The 17,842-nt window shown below is 63.0% G+C and carries 14 protein-coding genes; 5 read left to right on the forward strand and 9 right to left on the reverse strand.

What is annotated here, in order from left to right:
- The 4 genes from HY019_RS20650 to rpsL all read right to left on the reverse strand — a co-directional run.
- On the reverse strand, positions 1-334 hold a 334-nt coding region (locus tag HY019_RS20650), incomplete at its 3' end, for a GTP-binding protein (RefSeq protein WP_290695786.1).
- 302 nt (positions 335-636) lie between these two features.
- Positions 637-2,739 carry an elongation factor G gene (gene fusA, locus HY019_RS20655; protein WP_290695788.1) on the reverse strand — a complete coding sequence of 701 codons (2,103 nt, stop codon included), beginning with the start codon at positions 2,737-2,739 and terminating at the stop codon, positions 637-639.
- A gap of 84 nt (positions 2,740-2,823) precedes the next feature.
- Positions 2,824-3,294, reverse strand: a complete 471-nt coding sequence (gene rpsG / locus HY019_RS20660) for a 30S ribosomal protein S7 (protein WP_035037918.1) — start codon at positions 3,292-3,294, stop codon at positions 2,824-2,826.
- A 201-nt stretch (positions 3,295-3,495) separates the two neighbouring features.
- Complete coding sequence (gene rpsL, locus HY019_RS20665) at positions 3,496-3,873, reverse strand: 30S ribosomal protein S12 (protein ID WP_035037914.1); 378 nt, start codon at positions 3,871-3,873, stop codon at positions 3,496-3,498.
- 361 nt (positions 3,874-4,234) lie between these two features.
- Between rpsL and HY019_RS20670 the strand changes: the two genes are divergently transcribed.
- A complete protein-coding gene (locus HY019_RS20670; RefSeq protein ID WP_290695790.1) occupies positions 4,235-4,867 on the forward strand; it encodes a PEP-CTERM sorting domain-containing protein in 633 nt (210 codons plus the stop codon).
- 179 nt (positions 4,868-5,046) lie between these two features.
- On the opposite strand, the gene HY019_RS20675 is transcribed toward HY019_RS20670, so the two are convergent.
- Both HY019_RS20675 and HY019_RS20680 read right to left on the reverse strand, forming a co-directional pair.
- Positions 5,047-5,319 carry a hypothetical protein gene (locus tag HY019_RS20675; protein WP_290695792.1) on the reverse strand — a complete coding sequence of 91 codons (273 nt, stop codon included), beginning with the start codon at positions 5,317-5,319 and terminating at the stop codon, positions 5,047-5,049.
- 117 nt (positions 5,320-5,436) lie between these two features.
- A complete protein-coding gene (locus tag HY019_RS20680; RefSeq protein WP_290695794.1) occupies positions 5,437-7,953 on the reverse strand; it encodes a DEAD/DEAH box helicase in 2,517 nt (838 codons plus the stop codon).
- A 30-nt stretch (positions 7,954-7,983) separates the two neighbouring features.
- Between HY019_RS20680 and HY019_RS20685 the strand changes: the two genes are divergently transcribed.
- Together HY019_RS20685 and HY019_RS20690 are read left to right on the forward strand one after the other, a co-directional pair.
- Positions 7,984-8,334, forward strand: a complete 351-nt coding sequence (locus tag HY019_RS20685) for a hypothetical protein (RefSeq protein WP_290695796.1) — start codon at positions 7,984-7,986, stop codon at positions 8,332-8,334.
- Between the two features lie 118 nt (positions 8,335-8,452).
- A complete protein-coding gene (locus tag HY019_RS20690; protein WP_290695798.1) occupies positions 8,453-9,169 on the forward strand; it encodes a DUF6748 domain-containing protein in 717 nt (238 codons plus the stop codon).
- Positions 9,170-9,181: 12 nt separating this feature from the next.
- Here HY019_RS20690 and HY019_RS20695 read toward each other — a convergent pair whose 3' ends face one another.
- Complete coding sequence (locus HY019_RS20695) at positions 9,182-9,997, reverse strand: mechanosensitive ion channel family protein (protein WP_290695800.1); 816 nt, start codon at positions 9,995-9,997, stop codon at positions 9,182-9,184.
- Between the two features lie 145 nt (positions 9,998-10,142).
- Here HY019_RS20695 and HY019_RS20700 point away from each other — a divergent pair, with 145 nt between their 5' ends.
- Together HY019_RS20700 and HY019_RS20705 are read left to right on the forward strand one after the other, a co-directional pair.
- The gene (locus tag HY019_RS20700; RefSeq protein WP_290695802.1) at positions 10,143-10,670 is read left to right on the forward strand and encodes a DinB family protein; all 528 of its coding nucleotides are present in this window, start codon (positions 10,143-10,145) and stop codon (positions 10,668-10,670) included.
- Positions 10,671-10,810: 140 nt separating this feature from the next.
- Positions 10,811-12,634, forward strand: a complete 1,824-nt coding sequence (locus tag HY019_RS20705) for an ATP-binding protein (protein WP_290695803.1) — start codon at positions 10,811-10,813, stop codon at positions 12,632-12,634.
- On the opposite strand, the gene HY019_RS20710 is transcribed toward HY019_RS20705, so the two are convergent.
- Both HY019_RS20710 and rpoC read right to left on the reverse strand, forming a co-directional pair.
- Positions 12,585-13,265, reverse strand: coding sequence for a hypothetical protein (locus HY019_RS20710; RefSeq protein WP_290695805.1), 681 nt, complete (start codon positions 13,263-13,265; stop codon positions 12,585-12,587). The genes HY019_RS20705 and HY019_RS20710 overlap by 50 nt on opposite strands.
- Before the next feature lie 231 nt (positions 13,266-13,496).
- Positions 13,497-17,741, reverse strand: coding sequence for a DNA-directed RNA polymerase subunit beta' (gene rpoC / locus HY019_RS20715; protein ID WP_290695807.1), 4,245 nt, complete (start codon positions 17,739-17,741; stop codon positions 13,497-13,499).
- Positions 17,742-17,842 lie beyond the last annotated feature (101 nt).

The raw sequence follows: 17,842 nt of genomic DNA on the forward strand, positions 1-17,842 counted from the left end.
GGCCGTCAGCGGCCGAGCACACCAGGATCGCGCCGTCCATCTGGGCAGCGCCGGTGATCATGTTCTTCACATAGTCGGCGTGACCAGGGCAGTCCACGTGAGCGTAGTGGCGGTTAGCCGTTTCGTACTCGACGTGAGCGGTGTTGATGGTGATGCCGCGGGCCTTTTCTTCGGGTGCTGCGTCGATCTGGTCGTAAGCCTTGGCTTCGCCGCCAAACTTCTTGGACAGAACGGTAGCGATCGCAGCCGTCAGCGTGGTCTTGCCGTGGTCAACGTGACCGATGGTGCCCACGTTCACGTGCGGCTTGGTCCGTTCGAATTTACCTTTTGCCATTTGTTTCTCCAACAAAGAACAGTTGCCCATGCGTGTTTTAGGTCTCCAGCACTGGCTCGCCATGGGCAGCAAGCCAATCACACCCTTTGACAGAGGTGACGCCAAAGACCGGCGTTAATTTGGTTCCCAACAAAGGGAAGGGGCCGGATGTTACCACCCGAACCCGAGGCCATCAACGATGACCTGAAGCACACCCCACCGCGCCACACCACCTAGATCCAGCGACAGCCACAGATCCGGCTTTGCCGGTCTGTAGGCTGTGCCCCCTTGAGGGGGCGCGCGAAGCGCGTAGGGGGTGGGCCTTACTTGGCGCGAGCAGTGATGATCGCGTCAGCCACGTTCTTGGGCGCTTCAGAGTAGTGCTTGAACTCCATGGAGTACGTTGCACGACCTTGTGTTGCCGAACGCAGGCTGGTGGAGTAGCCGAACATTTCAGACAGAGGAACTTCTGCCTTGATGATCTTGCCGCCGCCAACCATGTCGTCCATACCTTGAACCATGCCGCGACGCGAGGACAGGTCGCCCATCACGGTACCGGCGTAGTCTTCAGGCGTTTCGACTTCCACGGCCATCATGGGCTCGAGGATCACGGGCGAAGCCTTGCGGCAACCGTCCTTGAAGCCCATCGAAGCGGCCATCTTGAAGGCGTTTTCGTTCGAGTCCACATCGTGGTACGAACCGAAGGTCAGGGTGACCTTGACGTCCACAACGGGGTAGCCAGCCAGCACGCCAGCGGTCAGGGTGTCGATGACGCCCTTTTCCACGGCAGGGATGTATTCGCGAGGAACCACACCGCCCTTGATGGCGTCGACGAACTCGAAGCCCTTGCCGGGTTCTTGAGGTTCGACGGTCAGCACCACGTGACCGTATTGGCCCTTACCACCGGACTGACGCACGAACTTGCCTTCGACGTCGGTGACCTTCTTGCGGATGGTTTCGCGGTAAGCCACTTGAGGCTTGCCCACGTTGGCTTCCACACCGAATTCACGCTTCATGCGGTCGACGATGATTTCCAGGTGCAGCTCGCCCATACCGGCGATGATGGTCTGACCCGATTCTTCGTCGGTCTTGACGCGGAAGGAAGGATCTTCAGCAGCCAGACGCTGCAGGGCGATGCCCATCTTTTCCTGGTCAGCCTTGGTCTTGGGTTCCACGGCCTGTGCAATCACCGGCTCAGGGAAGACCATCTTTTCCAGGGTGATGATGGCGTCCGGATCACACAGCGTTTCGCCGGTGGTCACGTCCTTCAGGCCCACGCAAGCAGCGATGTCGCCGGCCAGAATTTCCTTGATTTCTTCACGCTCGTTGGCGTGCATCTGCAGGATACGGCCGATACGCTCTTTCTTGCCCTTGATCGGGTTGTAGACGGAGTCGCCGGAGTTCAGCACGCCCGAGTACACGCGAACGAAGGTCAGCTGGCCGACGTACGGGTCGGTCATCAGCTTGAAAGCCAGCGCAGAGAACTTCTCGCTGTCATCAGCCTTGCGGCTGGTGGGCTGGTCGTCGTCGTCCGTGCCTTCAACCGGGGGAATGTCCACGGGCGAGGGCAGGTAGTCGATGACGGCGTCGAGCATGCGCTGCACGCCCTTGTTCTTGAAGGCGGTGCCGCACAGCATCGGCTGGATTTCGCAGGCGATGGTACGGGTACGCAGAGCCAGCTTGATCTCTTCTTCAGACAAGTCACCTTCTTCCAGGTACTTGTTCATCAGCTCTTCGTTGGCTTCAGCAGCAGCTTCGACCATGCCTTCGCGCCACTTCTGGGCGTCGGCCTTGAGCTCTTCAGGGATGTCGCGGTAGTCGAACTTCATGCCCTGGGAAGCTTCGTCCCAGTAGATGGCCTTCATCTTCAACAGATCGACCACGCCCTGGAAGTTTTCTTCAGCACCGATGGGGATCACCACGGGCACAGGGTTGGCCTTCAGGCGCAGCTTGAGCTGGTCGTAGACCTTGAAGAAGTTGGCGCCGGTACGGTCCATCTTGTTCACGAAGGACAGGCGGGGCACGCCGTACTTGTTAGCCTGGCGCCACACGGTTTCAGACTGAGGCTGCACGCCGCCCACGGCGCAATAGACCATGCAGGCACCGTCAAGCACGCGCATCGAGCGTTCGACTTCAATGGTGAAGTCCACGTGGCCCGGGGTGTCGATGATGTTGAAGCGGTGCTCGGGGTAGGACATGTCCATGCCCTTCCAGAAGCAGGTCGTGGCAGCCGACGTGATCGTGATGCCGCGCTCTTGTTCCTGCTCCATCCAGTCCATGGTGGCAGCGCCTTCGTGCACTTCACCAATCTTGTGGTTCACACCGGTGTAGAACAGGATGCGTTCGGTCGTGGTGGTCTTGCCGGCGTCGATGTGAGCCGAGATACCAATGTTGCGGTAACGCTCAATCGGGGTCTTGCGGGACATGGTGTCACTCCAGATTTGACAAAGCGCCGGCCGTGACAGCACGGGCCGGACGCTTTTTTTGCGGCCGAAGCCGCAGGTGGTGGATTAGAAGCGGAAGTGCGAGAAGGCCTTGTTGGCTTCAGCCATACGGTGGACTTCGTCACGCTTCTTCATCGCGCCGCCGCGGCCTTCAGCGGCTTCCAGCAGTTCGTTGGCCAGACGTTGGGCCATCGACTTCTCGGAGCGCTTGCGCGACGATTCTTTCAACCAACGCATGGCCAGGGCCATACGACGAGCAGGGCGAACTTCAACGGGAACCTGGTAGTTCGCACCACCCACGCGGCGGGATTTCACTTCCACCACGGGCTTGATGTTGTTCAGAGCGACGTTAAAGATTTCCAGCGGATCCTTGCCGGCCTTCTTTTCGACTTGTTCGAGGGCACCGTAAATGATGCGCTCGGCCACAGCCTTCTTGCCGGATTCCATGATCACGTTCATGAACTTGGAGAGGTCCACAGATCCGAACTTGGGATCTGGGAGGATTTCACGCTTGGGTACTTCGCGACGACGAGGCATTTCGTTTCCTTTCAATGCTTCAGTTGATGCTGACTTTCGTCTGCATCTGGAGCGCCATCAAAAATTGAGGCTGAACACTCCACTTACTCGGTTCATGCCGGACAACCCGGACACAACCGCCACCTCGGCCTTCTCGACAACAGCTTGCGCCAACTTGGTGACGCGCCGATGAAGAGGACCGACAAATTCTCAACAGGCTGATTAGGCCTTCTTCGGGCGCTTGGCGCCGTACTTGGAGCGGGACTGCTTACGGTCCTTGACGCCTTGCAGGTCAAGGGAGCCGCGCACGATGTGGTAACGCACACCGGGCAAGTCCTTCACACGACCGCCGCGAACCAGCACGACGCTGTGTTCTTGCAGGTTGTGGCCTTCACCGCCGATGTAGGAGATCACCTCGAAACCGTTGGTCAGGCGCACCTTGGCGACCTTACGCAGAGCGGAGTTAGGCTTTTTAGGAGTCGTGGTGTACACGCGGGTGCACACGCCACGGCGCTGCGGGCAGTTCTGCATCGCAGGCGACTTGGATTTCGTGACCTCGACCTGACGGCCTTGGCGCACGAGCTGATTGATCGTTGGCATTTAGTTGGTTCCCGTTGAAAAAACACTTGAAAATCAAGCACTTGCGGCGTGTTTGAACGAACGCGCCGCGGCCCATGAAGACCACTTGAAACAAGCACAAAACGGCCCTCACCCTCGCTTCCCGCAAAAACGGGACGCCCAGGCGAAAGCCGAAAAGCTTTCCATTGTAACGCCAGCAGCCTTTGGGGCGCAAGCACCCGTGATCAGGCGTGACATTGTTCGCGCTTTACCCCCTTCTCCCCCACCTACCCCCGTGACAATGGGGATGCGGAACATAACCAGATCTGGTTAAAGTGGAAACCCTTGAAGGGCGAGCCTGAATCGTGTCAGGTGTCGCACCATTTCATCTACAGGAGAGAGCATGTCTCTGATCAAGAAGAATCTGTTGTTGGCCCTGGCCGTTGTGGCGCCCTTGTCTGCCCACGCCACCGTGCCCAACAGCACCTTCCAGTTCTATTTTGAAGGCCCGTTTTTCGACGAGGTCAGCACCGCCCCCACCTTCGTGTCCGGCGACCTGGGTGTGACCATCCGCGCCTACAACGGCTCGGGCCAGCAGATTGACGTGGACAAGCGCTGGGATGGCATCGGTGCCAGCGGCGGCTTCCTGGAGCCGGGTGAACTCAACAGCAGCCTGTTTGCCAACCCTGGTGAAAAGCTGGTGCTGACCTTCAACAAGGCCGTCAAGCTGGGCAGCCTGCGTTTCTCGATGTGGGAAAACGACTACCTGTTCAACACCTTCGACCACGCCACGGTGAGCTGGGCCGGCGGCTCCAAGCAACTGAGCACCAACAACGACAATGGCCTGCTCCTCAAGACCTTTGACCTGGGCAATGTGGTGAGCAACACCTTCACCATCCAGGCAACAGGCAACCTGAGCGCCTTCCGTCTGGCCGGCATCAATGCTGTGGCAGCCGTGCCGGAGCCTGCCAGCTACGTGCTGATGGGGCTTGGCCTGGTGGGTCTGGCGCTGGTCAAGCGTCGCCGCCAAGGCTGATCGCGTCCCGCGCACATCAGAAAGCCGCCTTCGGGCGGCTTTTTTGTGGGGAAACGGACGCAGCCCTGTCCGCATCACCCGCCTGGAAAGCAAAACGGCCCGGTCTGATCAGGACCGAGCCGTTCGCTCTGGAGAACCGCGCGTTGCAAGCAAAACGCGCGAGATGCAAGCTCGGTGCGTCAGTTGCGCTTGCCAAGCAGGCCGGCGATGGCCGCGCCCACACGCAAACCGACCGAGGTGGTGGCCGCGACGGTCATGATCATGGCCAGACCCGTCAGCCAATCCGGTGCGCCATGCGCGAGAAGCGCCTCGTGGACGGTGCCCACAGCCAGCGGCAAGCCAGCGAGGAAGCCGACGATCACGCCAACCTTTTCCACTTCCAATTGCTTGTGCGCCAGATCAGCCGGGCTCTGGTGCGAGACTTGATGCAGCTTGAAACCAGTCTGAGCCATGATGGGACTCCTTGAGTTCGATGGGGCCCAGTCTAGGGGAAAACACTCGGTAGTGGGTAAAAACCCTAGGTAACAGATTGCAATTTTCCGGACTTCCGTGCCGAGTGTTGTTAAACGTCAATCCAATGGGGCCAGGAGCGCCACGAGGTCGGCCTCACTGAACTTCACGGCCCCCTGCGCGTCCTGCCCGAGCACGCCATCGGCCAGCGCGGCCTTGCGCGCCTGCAGCGCCTGGATGCGCTCCTCGATGCTGCCGGCCACCACCAGTTTGTAAACCGTGACGGCCTGATCCTGCCCGATACGGTGGGCACGGTCGGTGGCCTGCTGCTCCACGGCGGGGTTCCACCACGGGTCCACATGGATCACGGTGTCGGCCGCCGTGAGGTTCAGGCCCACACCACCAGCCTTGAGGCTGACCAGCATCAGCGGCAGCTCGCGCGCCTGGAAGGTCCGCACCACCTCGGCGCGCTGCGCAGGCGGGGTCTCGCCGGTGAGCATCGCAAAGGGCAGGCGCAACTCGACCAGCTCGTCGGCGATCAGGCCCAGCATCTCGGCGAACTGGGAAAACACCAGCACCCGCCGCCCGTCTTCGACCAGGGCGGGCAAGGTGTCCACCAACCAGGCCAGCTTGGCGCGCTCCATGGCGCGGGGCATCTTGCGGCCCTTGACCAACCAGGGGTCGCAGCAGACCTGGCGGAGTTTGAGCAGGGCGTCCAGCACGGCGATCTGGGCCCCTTCAAAACCCTGCCTGGTGAGGGCGCGGCGCACCATGTCGTCGGCGGCCACGCGCACGCTTTCATACAGCGCCTTCTGGTGGCCTTCGAGCTGGAGGCGCTGCACGACCTCGGTCTTGGGCGGCAGCTCGGCCAGCACATCGGCCTTGCGGCGGCGCAGGATGAAGGGCCGCACGCGCTGGGCCAGCAACTGGGCACGCAGGGTCTCGCCGTTCTGCTCGATGGGGTCGCGCCACTGGCGCTGGAAGCTGCGCATGTCCCCCAGGAAACCGGGCATCAGGAAGTCGAACTGGGCCCACAGCTCGCCCAGGTGGTTTTCCAGCGGCGTGCCGGTGAGGCACAAGCGGTGGCGGGACTGCAGGCGGCGCACGGCCGCGGCGCTCTTGCTGGTGGCGTTCTTGACGGTCTGGGCCTCGTCAAGGATGACGGTGTGGAAGGGCTGGCCGGCGAGTTGATCGATGTCGCGCCACAGCAAGGGGTAGGTGGTGAGCACCACGTCGTGCTCGTCGATGCGCTTGAAGTGCTCGGCGCGATCAGGCCCTTGCAGCACCAGCACGCGCAAGGCAGGCGCCATGCGTTGGGCCTCGGCCAGCCAGTTGAAGACCAGCGAGGTCGGCATGACGATCAGCGCGGGGCGGTCCAGCCGGCCGGCTTGCTGCTCGATCAACAGGTGGCTCAAGGCCTGTGCGGTCTTGCCCAGGCCCATGTCGTCGGCCAGAATGCCGGCCAGTTGCTGTTCGCGCAGGTATTGCAGCCAGGCCACGCCCTGCTGCTGATAGGGGCGCAGCTGGATGCCCAGCCCCTGAGGGTCCGGCACGGGCTGCGGGCTGCCGGCCGCGCGCAGGCGCTCTGTCAAGGCGCGCAAGCCGGCATCGCCCTGCAGTTGCCAGTGGCCATGCTGGCCGGCGCGTGCGGCCTGGCTGTCGGCCAGTTGCTCGCGCAGTTTCTCCAGCCGCATGGCGTCCCAGTCGTGCAGCTTGAGCGGGCCTTCGCGGCGACGCGGGTCGGTCAGCAGGTCCACCATGGCGCCCACGATGGCCTTGAGCGGCGCTGCCGGTGCCTCGATGCGTTTGCCCCCGGGGGCCTTGAGGATGATGATGGCCTGGTCGTCGATGTCGGCGATGTCGCTGGCGTTGAGCCAGCGCTTGTCGCGCTTGATGAGGTCGGCGATCAAGGGGGCGAGATCGAGCTGCTGGCCATCGACCTCCACACCCAGGGTGACCAGCCAGGAGCCCTCGCGGCGGGGCGCGCCCAGCGCCTGCACGGCCCTTGGCGGGGCGACGATGGGCTCGACCAGCTCCCGCCCGGTCGCCTCGCCGGGTTCCGGGCTGATGAGCAGCCGCCAGGCGGACACGGGGGTGCTCTGGTGCGCAAAGCCGGGCCGCACGATGACGGACCAGCCACGGGCCTGCAAGCGGGGCAGTTGCTCGACCCAGTAGTCCGAGAACTGGTCCTCCTGGTGCAGGGACCACAAGGGTTCATGCGGCTGTCCCGCAGCCTGGGCGAGCTGGGGAGCACGCCATTGCAGGGTATCGTCAGGCAAGGGGCGCAGGCCGCTGTCCAGCAGCTCACCCAGTGCATCGGCCTCGGCCTGCACGTCGCGCTGCAGGGTGTGCAGGCGGCCCTGGGCGTCGGGCACGTCCACGGTCAGGCCCTGGCGGACGTAGAGCACGCTGATGGGCGCAGGCATGGCCCAGTAACGGCCTTGCGGGCCGGTGTACGTCCAGTCCACGCGCGCCAGCGTCACCTGCGGGCCACGTGGCCCGAAGCGCCCGTGCGCCTGCATGCCCAGCAGGCCATCCCCCCGGGTCAGGGTCTGCAAGGTCAGACGGGGGCGAAAGCGCCAGCCACTGGTCTGCTGCGACGCCGGCAGGGAAGTGGGAGGAGACAGGGCAGGCATGGCGAGATTGTCCAACGTTGCAGGGGCAGCATGAGGTACAAAGCCTGCATGTCGGATGAATACCAAATCGAGATCCCGCCTTCGTTCATCGCGCTGCACAGCGATGCGCGCAAGCGGCTGACGATCCCCTTGCGTGAATTGCGCGACCGCTACGAGGTGTGCGAGGACCTGGCCCAGCAACTGACCGAGCACTGCCGCAGCATCCATGTCGAGATCGGTGTGGACGAGCAGGAGGTACTGGACCGCTGCCTCAAGGGCCTGTTGTCGCCCGATGGCGCGGTGCAGGAGGCCGAGGCCGTGTGGGTGGTGACGCGCCTGGCCGAGTTGCTGGGCTGGCCGCATCCGGGCCTGCCCAGCCCCGAGGATGTCGAGCGCCGCTGAAGCGCACCGCTTACAAGCTGCAATACCTCTTGCCATTGCTGGCGGTCATACCCTGATGTCGTTGACCGGATCGGCGCCTATATTGCGCGGCACAACCCACGCCATGGAGGCCCTCATCATGATCAAACGACTGACCCTGAGCGCATGGAGCGCACTGACTTTGCTTGGCAGCCCGATGTTCGCCAGCGCACAAGATGCCACCACGCCCACCCTGCAGACACGCGACGGCTACCTGATCGTCACGCGCTTGGACACGCGCAAGTGCGCCTACCCGATGTGCGGCGGCTACTTCGTGAAGGCCGTCAACCAGGCCCTGACGCGCTGCGCCGATGGCAGCCTGCAGAAAGAGTGTCACGCCGTGCAACTGAATGCCAATGCCCTGGGCTGGACCAGTGAACAGCGTACCGCCTTTGACGCCGAGTTCGCGCAAGGCCATGCCCTGGTGCGCGGCCTGCTGGAGCCCGCGCCAGCCGGCTTCTACACCGCCGAGCAGTTGACCATCACCGAAGCCTGGCAAGGACAGGGGCTGCGCAACAAGCCGCTGGGCAGCTTCTATGGCGTCAAGAGCACGGGCATCGTGTGCATCACCACGCCCTGCCCCTCGCTGGCGGCCACCAAGCTCAATGTGATCGCCCCGGTGCTCCACCCCGATCTGGACCTGAGCCTGACCGGCGCCAGCGACAAGCAGATCCAGGCCGGCTATGAGGCATTGGGCAGCACGGGCATCCTGGCGGTGGGCGCCATCGTGCCGGTTCGCCTGCCTGCGCTCGACGGCAGCACGCGCAAGGGCAGCAAGCTCCTGGCCAGCGAGTTCTACCTGCCGGCCAAGCCCTGAGGCATTGAGGTATCACGCTACCTGCTGGACCTTGTGGATCTGCGTGAGTGCCGGAGCGGGCCAGCCGGCCTCCGCGCAGACCTTGACGATGGCCTCGTTGGTGGCGAAGTAGACCTGCCAGTAGTTGGCATTGGCCGTATAAGGGCGCACGGCGATCTGCGGGCCTTCCAGCTTCATGTCCAGCAGGTTGACCTCAGGCGCGGGGGACTGCGCCACATTGGGAATCTGGGCCACCGCGGCCTTCAAGCGCGCGATGGCGTCGAGCGGGTCCACCCCATTGGCCAGTTGGGCCACGCGCTCCACCCGGCGCACGGGCAGCGCGTCGAAGTTCTGGATGGTCTCGCCAAAAATCCTGCCATTGCCCACCACGGTGAGCACGTTGTCGGGCGTGACGATGGTGGTGCCGAACAGGCCCAGTTCATGCACGGTGCCGACCACGCCCCCGATGGACACGAAGTCCCCCACCTTGAAGGGGCGCAGCACCAGCATGAAGGCGCCCGCCGCAAAGTTGCCCAGCAAACCGCTCCAGGCCGCACCGATGGCGACACCTGCGCCAGCCAGCATGGCGGCAAACGAGGTGGTCTGGATGCCGAAGTAGCCCAGGATGCCCAGCACCAGAGCGATGTTGAGGGCCACGGCCACGATGGAGCCCAGGTACTTGGTCAGCGTCGGGTCCACATGGTTGCGGCTCATGGTCATCGACATGAGGCCGATCACCTTGCTGATCAGCCATCGCCCGATGACCCAGAACAGAATGGCGGCCACGACCTTGATGGCCAGCTCCGTCACCGTGGTGCTGAGAAACTGTTGTAACGCGTGCATGTCCATCTGCTCACCCCTTTTGGTCTTGATCGGGCTCCGCCTATGGCGCCCGGACGCCACACTCTAGTCAGAGCAAGGCCATAGCCCATGACAAAGCCCGAGCATTCCATAAGGTTTAGGCTTGAGCCCTGCGTCAACACAGGAGGACCGCATGAGTGATCGCCCACCGCAAGCACCATGGGATCTGCGCGACTACGCCACCACCATGGCCCGCTACAACCGCTGGATGAACGAGAAGGTCTACGCCGCGGCAGACGCCTTGGCGGACGAGCAGCGCAAGGCCGATCGCGGCGCCTTCTTTCGCTCCATCCACGGCACGCTCAACCACCTGCTGCTGGCCGATGAAGCCTGGATGCAGCGCCTGCATGGCCAGCCGGTCACGATGACCTCGCCTGACCAGGAGGTGCACAGCGACTTTGCCGCCTTGCGCGCCGCCCGCCAGGCCATGGACCAGCGCCTGATGGACTGGGCCGAGGGCCTGGAGGTGGCAACACCCTCGCGCCTGCTCAGCTTCTTCAGCGTGAGCTATCAAAAGGAAATCACCATGCCCTACGTGGTCGCCGTGATGCAGGTCTTCAACCACCAGACACACCACCGCGGCCAGGTCACGACCCTGCTCACCCAGCTCGGTGCAGAGGTCGGGCCGACCGACCTGCCCGTGATGCCAGGCTGGCAATGAAACGGCCGCTCCAGCCGCGCCCGCCTGAGGCCAAAGTGCGACACCGGCGACACTGGACCGCTGGTCATTTTTAGCGCAAAGTGCTGTGGTGACTAACTAGGGACGACAAGGCGGAAGTTGCGCTCCTTGCGGGATCGGCAATGCGCCCACCACCACGCCCGGACTGGTATCGACACAAGATCAGCGACGAACAGCTGGACATGGTCTGGACCCATGCACGGCTCGGGATGGTCGTTGCCACCGCTTTTGCCATGGTGCTGGGCATCGCCTTGCGCGGCATCGTTGCCTCCAGCATGCTGGTCGATGCCTGGCTGGTCACCAAACTGGCCGTTTCGGCCTTTCGGCTCACCCAGGGTTGGCTGTACGCCTCACGCGCCACACACCGGCCATCCTGGGCCAATTGCACCCTGGTGGCGCTCGTTGCCGATGGTGCGGTCTGGGGCGTCGCCGGGCTGTATGTGATCAGCACCGCGCCCTGGCCCGTGGCCTCATTTTTCGGGGCGGTGCTGGCCTGCATCTCCTGTGTGGCCACCTTCGGGCTCCAGGTCAGCGCGCGTTTCACCATGGGGTACGCCATCCCGATCATGGCGCCCGCCGCGCTGGGGCTGTTCCTGCGCGGCGAAGTCTATGGCGAGCTGGGGGGCATCGGCCTGCTGCTGCTGCTGGGCCTGCAGGTTGCCACGGCTGCACGCACCGAAAAGCGGATTCAGGAGGGCATCCAGCTGCGGCTGCAAGCCGAGGCCCTGGCCCAGGACAAGGCAGAGGCCCTGAAAGTGGCCATGCGCCAGAGCGCCGTGCGCACGCAATTCCTGGCCAACATCAGCCACGAGTTGCGCACGCCCCTGCATGGCATTCTGGGCGTGGCCCGGTTATTGCGCGATGCCGTGCCCGAACCAGCGTTGAGCCGCCGTGTCGAGTTGATCGAAACCTCGGGCTCCCACCTGCTGTCCCTCATCAACGACCTGCTGGACATCTCCCGCATCGAATCGGGGCAGTTCCTGATCCGCAGCGAACGCAATGATCTGGCCGCACAGATCGAACAGATCGCCGGGATCTACGCGGTGCGGTGCGAGGAAAAAGGGCTCACCTTTCAGTTGCAGGATGACTTGCCCAACCCCTGCTGGGTGATGGTCGACCCCGGCCGCTTCAGGCAGGTGCTGCACAACCTGCTGGGCAATGCCGTCAAGTTCACCCGGGAAGGTGGCGTGACCTTGAGCATCAGCCGCGACGAGGCCAGTGGCATGGTGCGAGCCGATGTGCACGATACCGGCCCCGGCATCCCACCAGCCGACCTGGGCCGGATTTTCGAGGCCTTCCAACAATCCGATTCGGCAGAAGGCTCGACCGAGGGGGCCGGACTGGGGCTCACCATCGCCCGCGACATTGCCAGGGCCATGGGGGGCGACGTGAGCGCACGCAGTGTGCAAGGCCAGGGCAGCACGCTGACCTTCACGGCCCGCCTGCCCTCGGCCAGTTCGCAGGCCAGCGGCCCGCCCCCCAGCTCAACGAGCTCCCCGGTCAGCATGCCAGGCTCCTGCCGCGTGCTGCTGGCCGAAGACAACGACGTCAGTGCGCTGGTGGCCATGAACTTCCTGGAGATCATGGAGGTGTACACCGTGCGGGTGAAAGACGGCGGGGAAGCCGTGCGCCAGGCCTTGCCTGACGGCCTGCGACCCGACCTCATCCTCATGGACTGCCAGATGCCGGTGATGAACGGTTACCAGGCCTCACGCATGATCCGCGAAAGAGAGCGCGCCCTGGGTCTGCCGCGGGTACCCATCCTGGCCTTGACCGCCACAGCCAGCGACTCCGAACGCCAGGACTGCCTGGATGCCGGCATGGACGACTTCCTGTCCAAGCCCTGCACACTGGAAGAGCTCTCCAGTGCGATTGCCCGCTGGACCAGCGGCTCGCTCAGGCCACCAGAGACTGCGAGTGCGAAGCCACAGCAGGCAGAGGCCTAGCCTGGAAGTCCGGCAGGTCCCGCAGCGACCTGTCCATCATGAAACCCAGCAGACGGTGGCCTGACTGGCGCCACGATGGTTCTGCATCCTGTACGTCAAAGGTGAAGACGTAGTGCGGCAAGTTGCCGGCATAGGGCAGAGGCAACATCTGCCCGGGTGCCAGAAAATCCTTGAAGCCCAGGCCACGGTAGGCGCGGCCCAGCGCATCGTTGCGAGCGGCGATGACCAGCCAGTCGATGCCGTTGGCCAGGCAGTAGTGGTACACCGCCTTCATCAGGCACAGCTTGACCAGGCCATTCGCACCGGGCAGCACGGCCAGGCGTGTCACCTCGGCGCGCAGCCGAGAGGCGATCTGACGAGGCAGGATCACATGGCGCTCGATGAGCAGGGCATGGGCGTCATGGCCCACGTTGATGCGCGCCGTGCCGACCGCCTCACCCGTCACCTTGTCCCGACACAGCAGCACCACCGTGCCGGGTGTGCGGTCCAGCGCCTCAACCGACGAGAAGCCCGCAACGGCTTCGTCCCCGAGGTGGTGGCCGTAAGCCACCTTGCGCACGATGCAGGCCTGCTGCAGTTCGGCCTCCGTGCTGGCAATGCAAACCTCGAAGTTGTGGGTGAGTGTGCTCATAAAGTTGCATTCCTGTGAATTGGTTGGAATGCGTCGAACGATATGAGAGGCCACACCTGCGCCATGGGCAGAAAAACCGGCTCTTTCCGGCCGCTTGTGAACAGTCGGCAGAGCAGGCCCTGACTGCCGTGACGAAATGCACAGATCGTGCGCGCCCAAAGAAAAAGCGCCAGCACCCTTTCGGGCCTGGCGCTTGGCGCTCGCTTGAAAAGCGATCAGGGCAGCTGGCGATTACTCGGCAGCGGCACCGCCTTCAGCAGGTGCGGCGTCCACGTCGTCACCATCCAGGGCAGCCAGTTCGAGCGCAGCGCGCTCCTGGGCTTCCTGCATGGCGATGGCGCGGCGTTCGCTGTCGTCCATCTCTTCCTTGGCCTTGCGAGCCTGGTGGAAGGCCATGCCGGTACCGGCAGGGATCAGGCGACCCACGATGACGTTTTCCTTCAAGCCGCGCAGCTCGTCGCGCTTGCCCATGATGGCAGCCTCGGTCAGCACGCGGGTCGTTTCCTGGAAGGAAGCGGCCGAGATGAAGGAGTCGGTCGACAGCGAAGCCTTGGTGATACCCAGCAGCACATCGCTGTGCGTGGCGATCATCTTGCCTTCGCCGCGCAGGCGGTCGTTGGTGTCCAGCAGTTCCGAACGTTCGACTTGCTCACCAGCGATGTAGCTGGAGTCGCCCGGGTTGGTGATTTGCACACGACGCAGCATCTGGCGAACGATCACCTGGATGTGCTTGTCGTTGATCTTCACGCCCTGCAGACGGTAGACGTCCTGCACTTCGTCGACGATGTAGCGCGCCAGCTCTTCGATACCCAGCAGACGCAGGATGTCCTGCGGATCGGCCGGGCCGTCGACGATGGATTCGCCCTTGTTGACCACCTGGCCTTCGTGCACCAGGATGTTCTTTTCCTTCGGAACGAGGTCTTCCCAGACCTTGCCTTCGGGATCGGTGATCTGCAGGCGAACCTTGCCCTTGGTTTCCTTGCCGAAGGACACGGTACCCGTGATCTCGGCCAGCGAACCCTTGTCCTTGGGCGAGCGGGCTTCGAACAACTCGGCCACACGCGGCAGACCGCCGGTGATGTCGCGGGTCTTCTGGCCTTCGATTGGGATACGGGCCAGCACTTCACCAGGCGACAGATCCTGGCCGTCGCGCACTTGAATCAGCGCGCCAACCTGGAAGCCGATGGTCACGGCGTGGTCGGTACCGGGGATCTTCACTTCGGCGCCAGAGGCGTCCAGCAGCTTGACCTGAGGGCGGATGACCTTGGCAGCGCCACGGCGCTTGGGGTCGATCACAACCAGGGTCGACAGACCGGTCACTTCGTCCACCTGCTTGGCCACGGTCACGCCTTCTTCGACGTTCTCGAAGCGGGCCTTACCGGCGAATTCGGTGATGATCGGACGGGTCAGCGGATCCCAGGTCGCCAGGATCAGGCCAGCCTTGATGGTCTGGTCAGCCTTGACGTTCAGGATCGCGCCGTACGGCACCTTGTGACGCTCACGCTCACGGCCGTGCTGGTCGGAGATGATGATTTCGCCGGAACGCGAGATCACCACCAGATCGCCCTTGCCGTTCGTGACGTAACGCATCGTGGCATTGAAGCCGATGATGCCGTCCGACTTGGCTTCCACGCTCGACGCGATGGCGGCACGCGAAGCGGCGCCACCGATGTGGAAGGTACGCATGGTCAGCTGCGTGCCGGGTTCACCGATGGACTGCGCAGCGATCACGCCCACAGCTTCACCGGAGTTCACCAGGCCACCGCGGCCCAGGTCGCGGCCGTAGCACTTGGCGCACAGGCCGAAGCGTGTGGCGCAAGTCAGCGGTGTGCGGACCTTGACTTCGTCGACGCCAGCGGCTTCCAGCACGTCCAGGGCGTCTTCGTCCAGCATGGTGCCGGCCGTGATGACGATCTGTTGGGTCTCGGGGTGCAGCACGTCGATCGCGGGCACGCGGCCCAGGATGCGGTCGCGCAGCGACTCGATGACTTCACCACCTTCAACCAGGGCGCGGGTAGCGATACCTTGATCGGTGCCGCAATCGACTTCGGTCACGACCAAGTCTTGCGTCACGTCCACCAGACGACGGGTCAGGTAGCCCGAGTTCGCGGTCTTCAACGCCGTATCCGCCAGACCCTTACGGGCACCGTGGGTGGAGATGAAGTACTGCAACACGTTCAGACCTTCACGGAAGTTCGCCGTGATGGGGGTCTCGATGATGGAGCCGTCAGGCTTGGCCATCAGGCCGCGCATACCGGCCAGCTGGCGGATCTGAGCAGCAGAACCACGGGCACCGGAGTCAGCCATCATGTAAATCGAATTGAACGATTCCTGATCGACTTCCACGCCGTTGCGGTCAATGGTCTTTTGCTTGGACAGCTGCGACATCATGACCTTGCCGACTTCGTCGCCGGTCTTGCCCCAGATGTCCACCACCTTGTTGTAGCGCTCGCCAGCGGTCACCAGACCGGAGACGTACTGCTGTTCAATTTCCTTGACTTCCTTTTCGGCGCGCTCGATCAGGCCGTGCTTTTCCTTCGGCACGAGCATGTCGTCGATGCCAATGGAGATACCAGCGCGCGTCGCCAGGCGGAAGCCGTTCTGCAGCAGCTTGTCAGCCAGCACCACCGTTTCCTTCAGACCGCACTTGCGGAACGAAGTATTGATGAGGCGGGAGATTTCCTTCTTCTTGAGCGCCTTGTTGATGTTCGCGAAAGGCAGGCCCTTGGGCAGGATCTCGCTCAACAAAGCACGACCAACAGTGGTCTCGACCAGCTTGGTCTCGGGTGTGAACTCACCAGTGACCTTGTCCTTGACGTACTCGGTCAGGCGGATGTTGATCTTGGCGGTGATTTCGACGACACCGTTGTCCAGCGCGCGTTGCAGCTCGGGAATGTCGGCAAAGACCATGCCTTCACCTTTGCCGTTGATGCGCTCGCGGGTGGCGTAGTACAGGCCCAGCACCACGTCTTGCGACGGGACGATGGAGGGCTCGCCGTTGGCAGGGAACAGCACGTTGTTGGAGGCCAGCATCAGCGTGCGGGCTTCCATCTGTGCTTCGATGGACAGCGGCACGTGAACGGCCATCTGGTCACCGTCGAAGTCGGCGTTGAAGGCCGCACAAACCAGCGGGTGCAGCTGAATGGCCTTGCCTTCGATCAGCACGGGCTCGAACGCCTGGATGCCCAAACGGTGCAGCGTAGGCGCACGGTTCAGCATCACGGGGTGTTCCTTGATCACTTCTTCAAGGATGTCCCACACGACGGGCGTACCCGATTCGACTTCCTTCTTGGCAGCCTTGATCGTGGTGGCGATGCCCATGGCTTCCAGGCGCGCAAAGATGAAGGGCTTGAACAGTTCAAGCGCCATCAGCTTGGGCAGACCGCACTGGTGCAGCTTCAGGGTTGGGCCCACGGTAATGACGGAACGACCGGAGTAGTCGACGCGCTTACCCAGCAAGTTCTGACGGAAGCGACCGCTCTTACCCTTGATCATGTCGGCCAGCGACTTGAGGGCACGCTTGTTCGCGCCGGTCATGGCCTTGCCACGACGGCCGTTGTCCAGCAGCGAGTCAACCGATTCCTGCAGCATGCGCTTTTCGTTGCGCACGATGATTTCAGGCGCCTTCAGCTCGAGCAGACGGGCCAGACGGTTGTTGCGGTTGATGACGCGGCGGTACAGGTCGTTCAGGTCGGAGGTCGCGAAACGACCGCCGTCCAGCGGCACCAGAGGACGCAGATCGGGCGGCAGCACAGGCAGCACGTCCATCACCATCCAGTTGGGCTTGATGCCGGACTTCTTGAACGCTTCCATCACCTTCAGGCGCTTGGCGTTCTTCTTGATCTTCAGCTCGCTGCCCGTCATGTCGTTGCGCAGCTTGTCGATCTCGACGTCCAGGTCCATCTCTTCGAGCAGCTTCTTGATGCCTTCGGCGCCCATCAGGGCCTCGAATTCATCGCCGTACTCGATGCGCTTGGCGTCGTAATCGTCCTCGGACATGATGCTGAATTTCTTCAGCGGCGTCATGCCGGAGTCCACCACCACATAGGCTTCAAAGTACAGCACGCGCTCGATGTCGCGCAGCGTCATGTCCAGGACCAGGCCCAGACGCGAAGGCAGCGACTTCAGGAACCAGATGTGGGCGCAAGGCGCAGCCAGCTCGATGTGGCCCATGCGGTCACGACGGACCTTGGTCTGGGTCACTTCGACGCCGCACTTCTCGCAGATCACGCCACGGTGCTTCAGGCGCTTGTACTTGCCGCACAGGCACTCGTAATCCTTGATCGGGCCAAAGATCTTGGCGCAGAACAGGCCATCACGCTCAGGCTTGAACGTACGGTAGTTGATGGTTTCGGGCTTCTTCACTTCGCCGAAGGACCACGACCGAATCTTCTCGGGCGAGGCCAGGCCGATCTTGATGGCATCGAAATGCTCATCAGGGGTGAATTGCTTAAAGAGATCCAACAAGCCTTTCATGGCTTTCTCCTAAATTTCAGTGCTCAACGGTGGAGGAAAAATGACGCCGGTAAAGGCGCGCCAGGCAAGGCGGGTGGGTGAGCCGCATAGCATCGCTATGC

The organism is Aquabacterium sp. (genome assembly GCF_016195855.1).
Classification (GTDB): Bacteria; Pseudomonadota; Gammaproteobacteria; order Burkholderiales; family Burkholderiaceae_C; genus Aquabacterium.

What these genes read in the sequence shown, in the direction of transcription:
- fusA (WP_290695788.1), bottom strand. Translation starts at nt 2,739, where the DNA reads ATGTCCCGCAAGACCCCGATTGAGCGTTACCGCAACATTGGTATCTCG.
- rpsG (WP_035037918.1), bottom strand. Translation starts at nt 3,294, where the DNA reads ATGCCTCGTCGTCGCGAAGTACCCAAGCGTGAAATCCTCCCAGATCCC.
- rpsL (WP_035037914.1), bottom strand. Translation starts at nt 3,873, where the DNA reads ATGCCAACGATCAATCAGCTCGTGCGCCAAGGCCGTCAGGTCGAGGTC.
- HY019_RS20670 (WP_290695790.1), top strand. Translation starts at nt 4,235, where the DNA reads ATGTCTCTGATCAAGAAGAATCTGTTGTTGGCCCTGGCCGTTGTGGCG.
- HY019_RS20675 (WP_290695792.1), bottom strand. Translation starts at nt 5,319, where the DNA reads ATGGCTCAGACTGGTTTCAAGCTGCATCAAGTCTCGCACCAGAGCCCG.
- HY019_RS20680 (WP_290695794.1), bottom strand. Translation starts at nt 7,953, where the DNA reads ATGCCTGCCCTGTCTCCTCCCACTTCCCTGCCGGCGTCGCAGCAGACC.
- HY019_RS20685 (WP_290695796.1), top strand. Translation starts at nt 7,984, where the DNA reads ATGAGGTACAAAGCCTGCATGTCGGATGAATACCAAATCGAGATCCCG.
- HY019_RS20690 (WP_290695798.1), top strand. Translation starts at nt 8,453, where the DNA reads ATGATCAAACGACTGACCCTGAGCGCATGGAGCGCACTGACTTTGCTT.
- HY019_RS20695 (WP_290695800.1), bottom strand. Translation starts at nt 9,997, where the DNA reads ATGGACATGCACGCGTTACAACAGTTTCTCAGCACCACGGTGACGGAG.
- HY019_RS20700 (WP_290695802.1), top strand. Translation starts at nt 10,143, where the DNA reads ATGAGTGATCGCCCACCGCAAGCACCATGGGATCTGCGCGACTACGCC.
- HY019_RS20705 (WP_290695803.1), top strand. Translation starts at nt 10,811, where the DNA reads ATGCGCCCACCACCACGCCCGGACTGGTATCGACACAAGATCAGCGAC.
- HY019_RS20710 (WP_290695805.1), bottom strand. Translation starts at nt 13,265, where the DNA reads ATGAGCACACTCACCCACAACTTCGAGGTTTGCATTGCCAGCACGGAG.
- rpoC (WP_290695807.1), bottom strand. Translation starts at nt 17,741, where the DNA reads ATGAAAGGCTTGTTGGATCTCTTTAAGCAATTCACCCCTGATGAGCAT.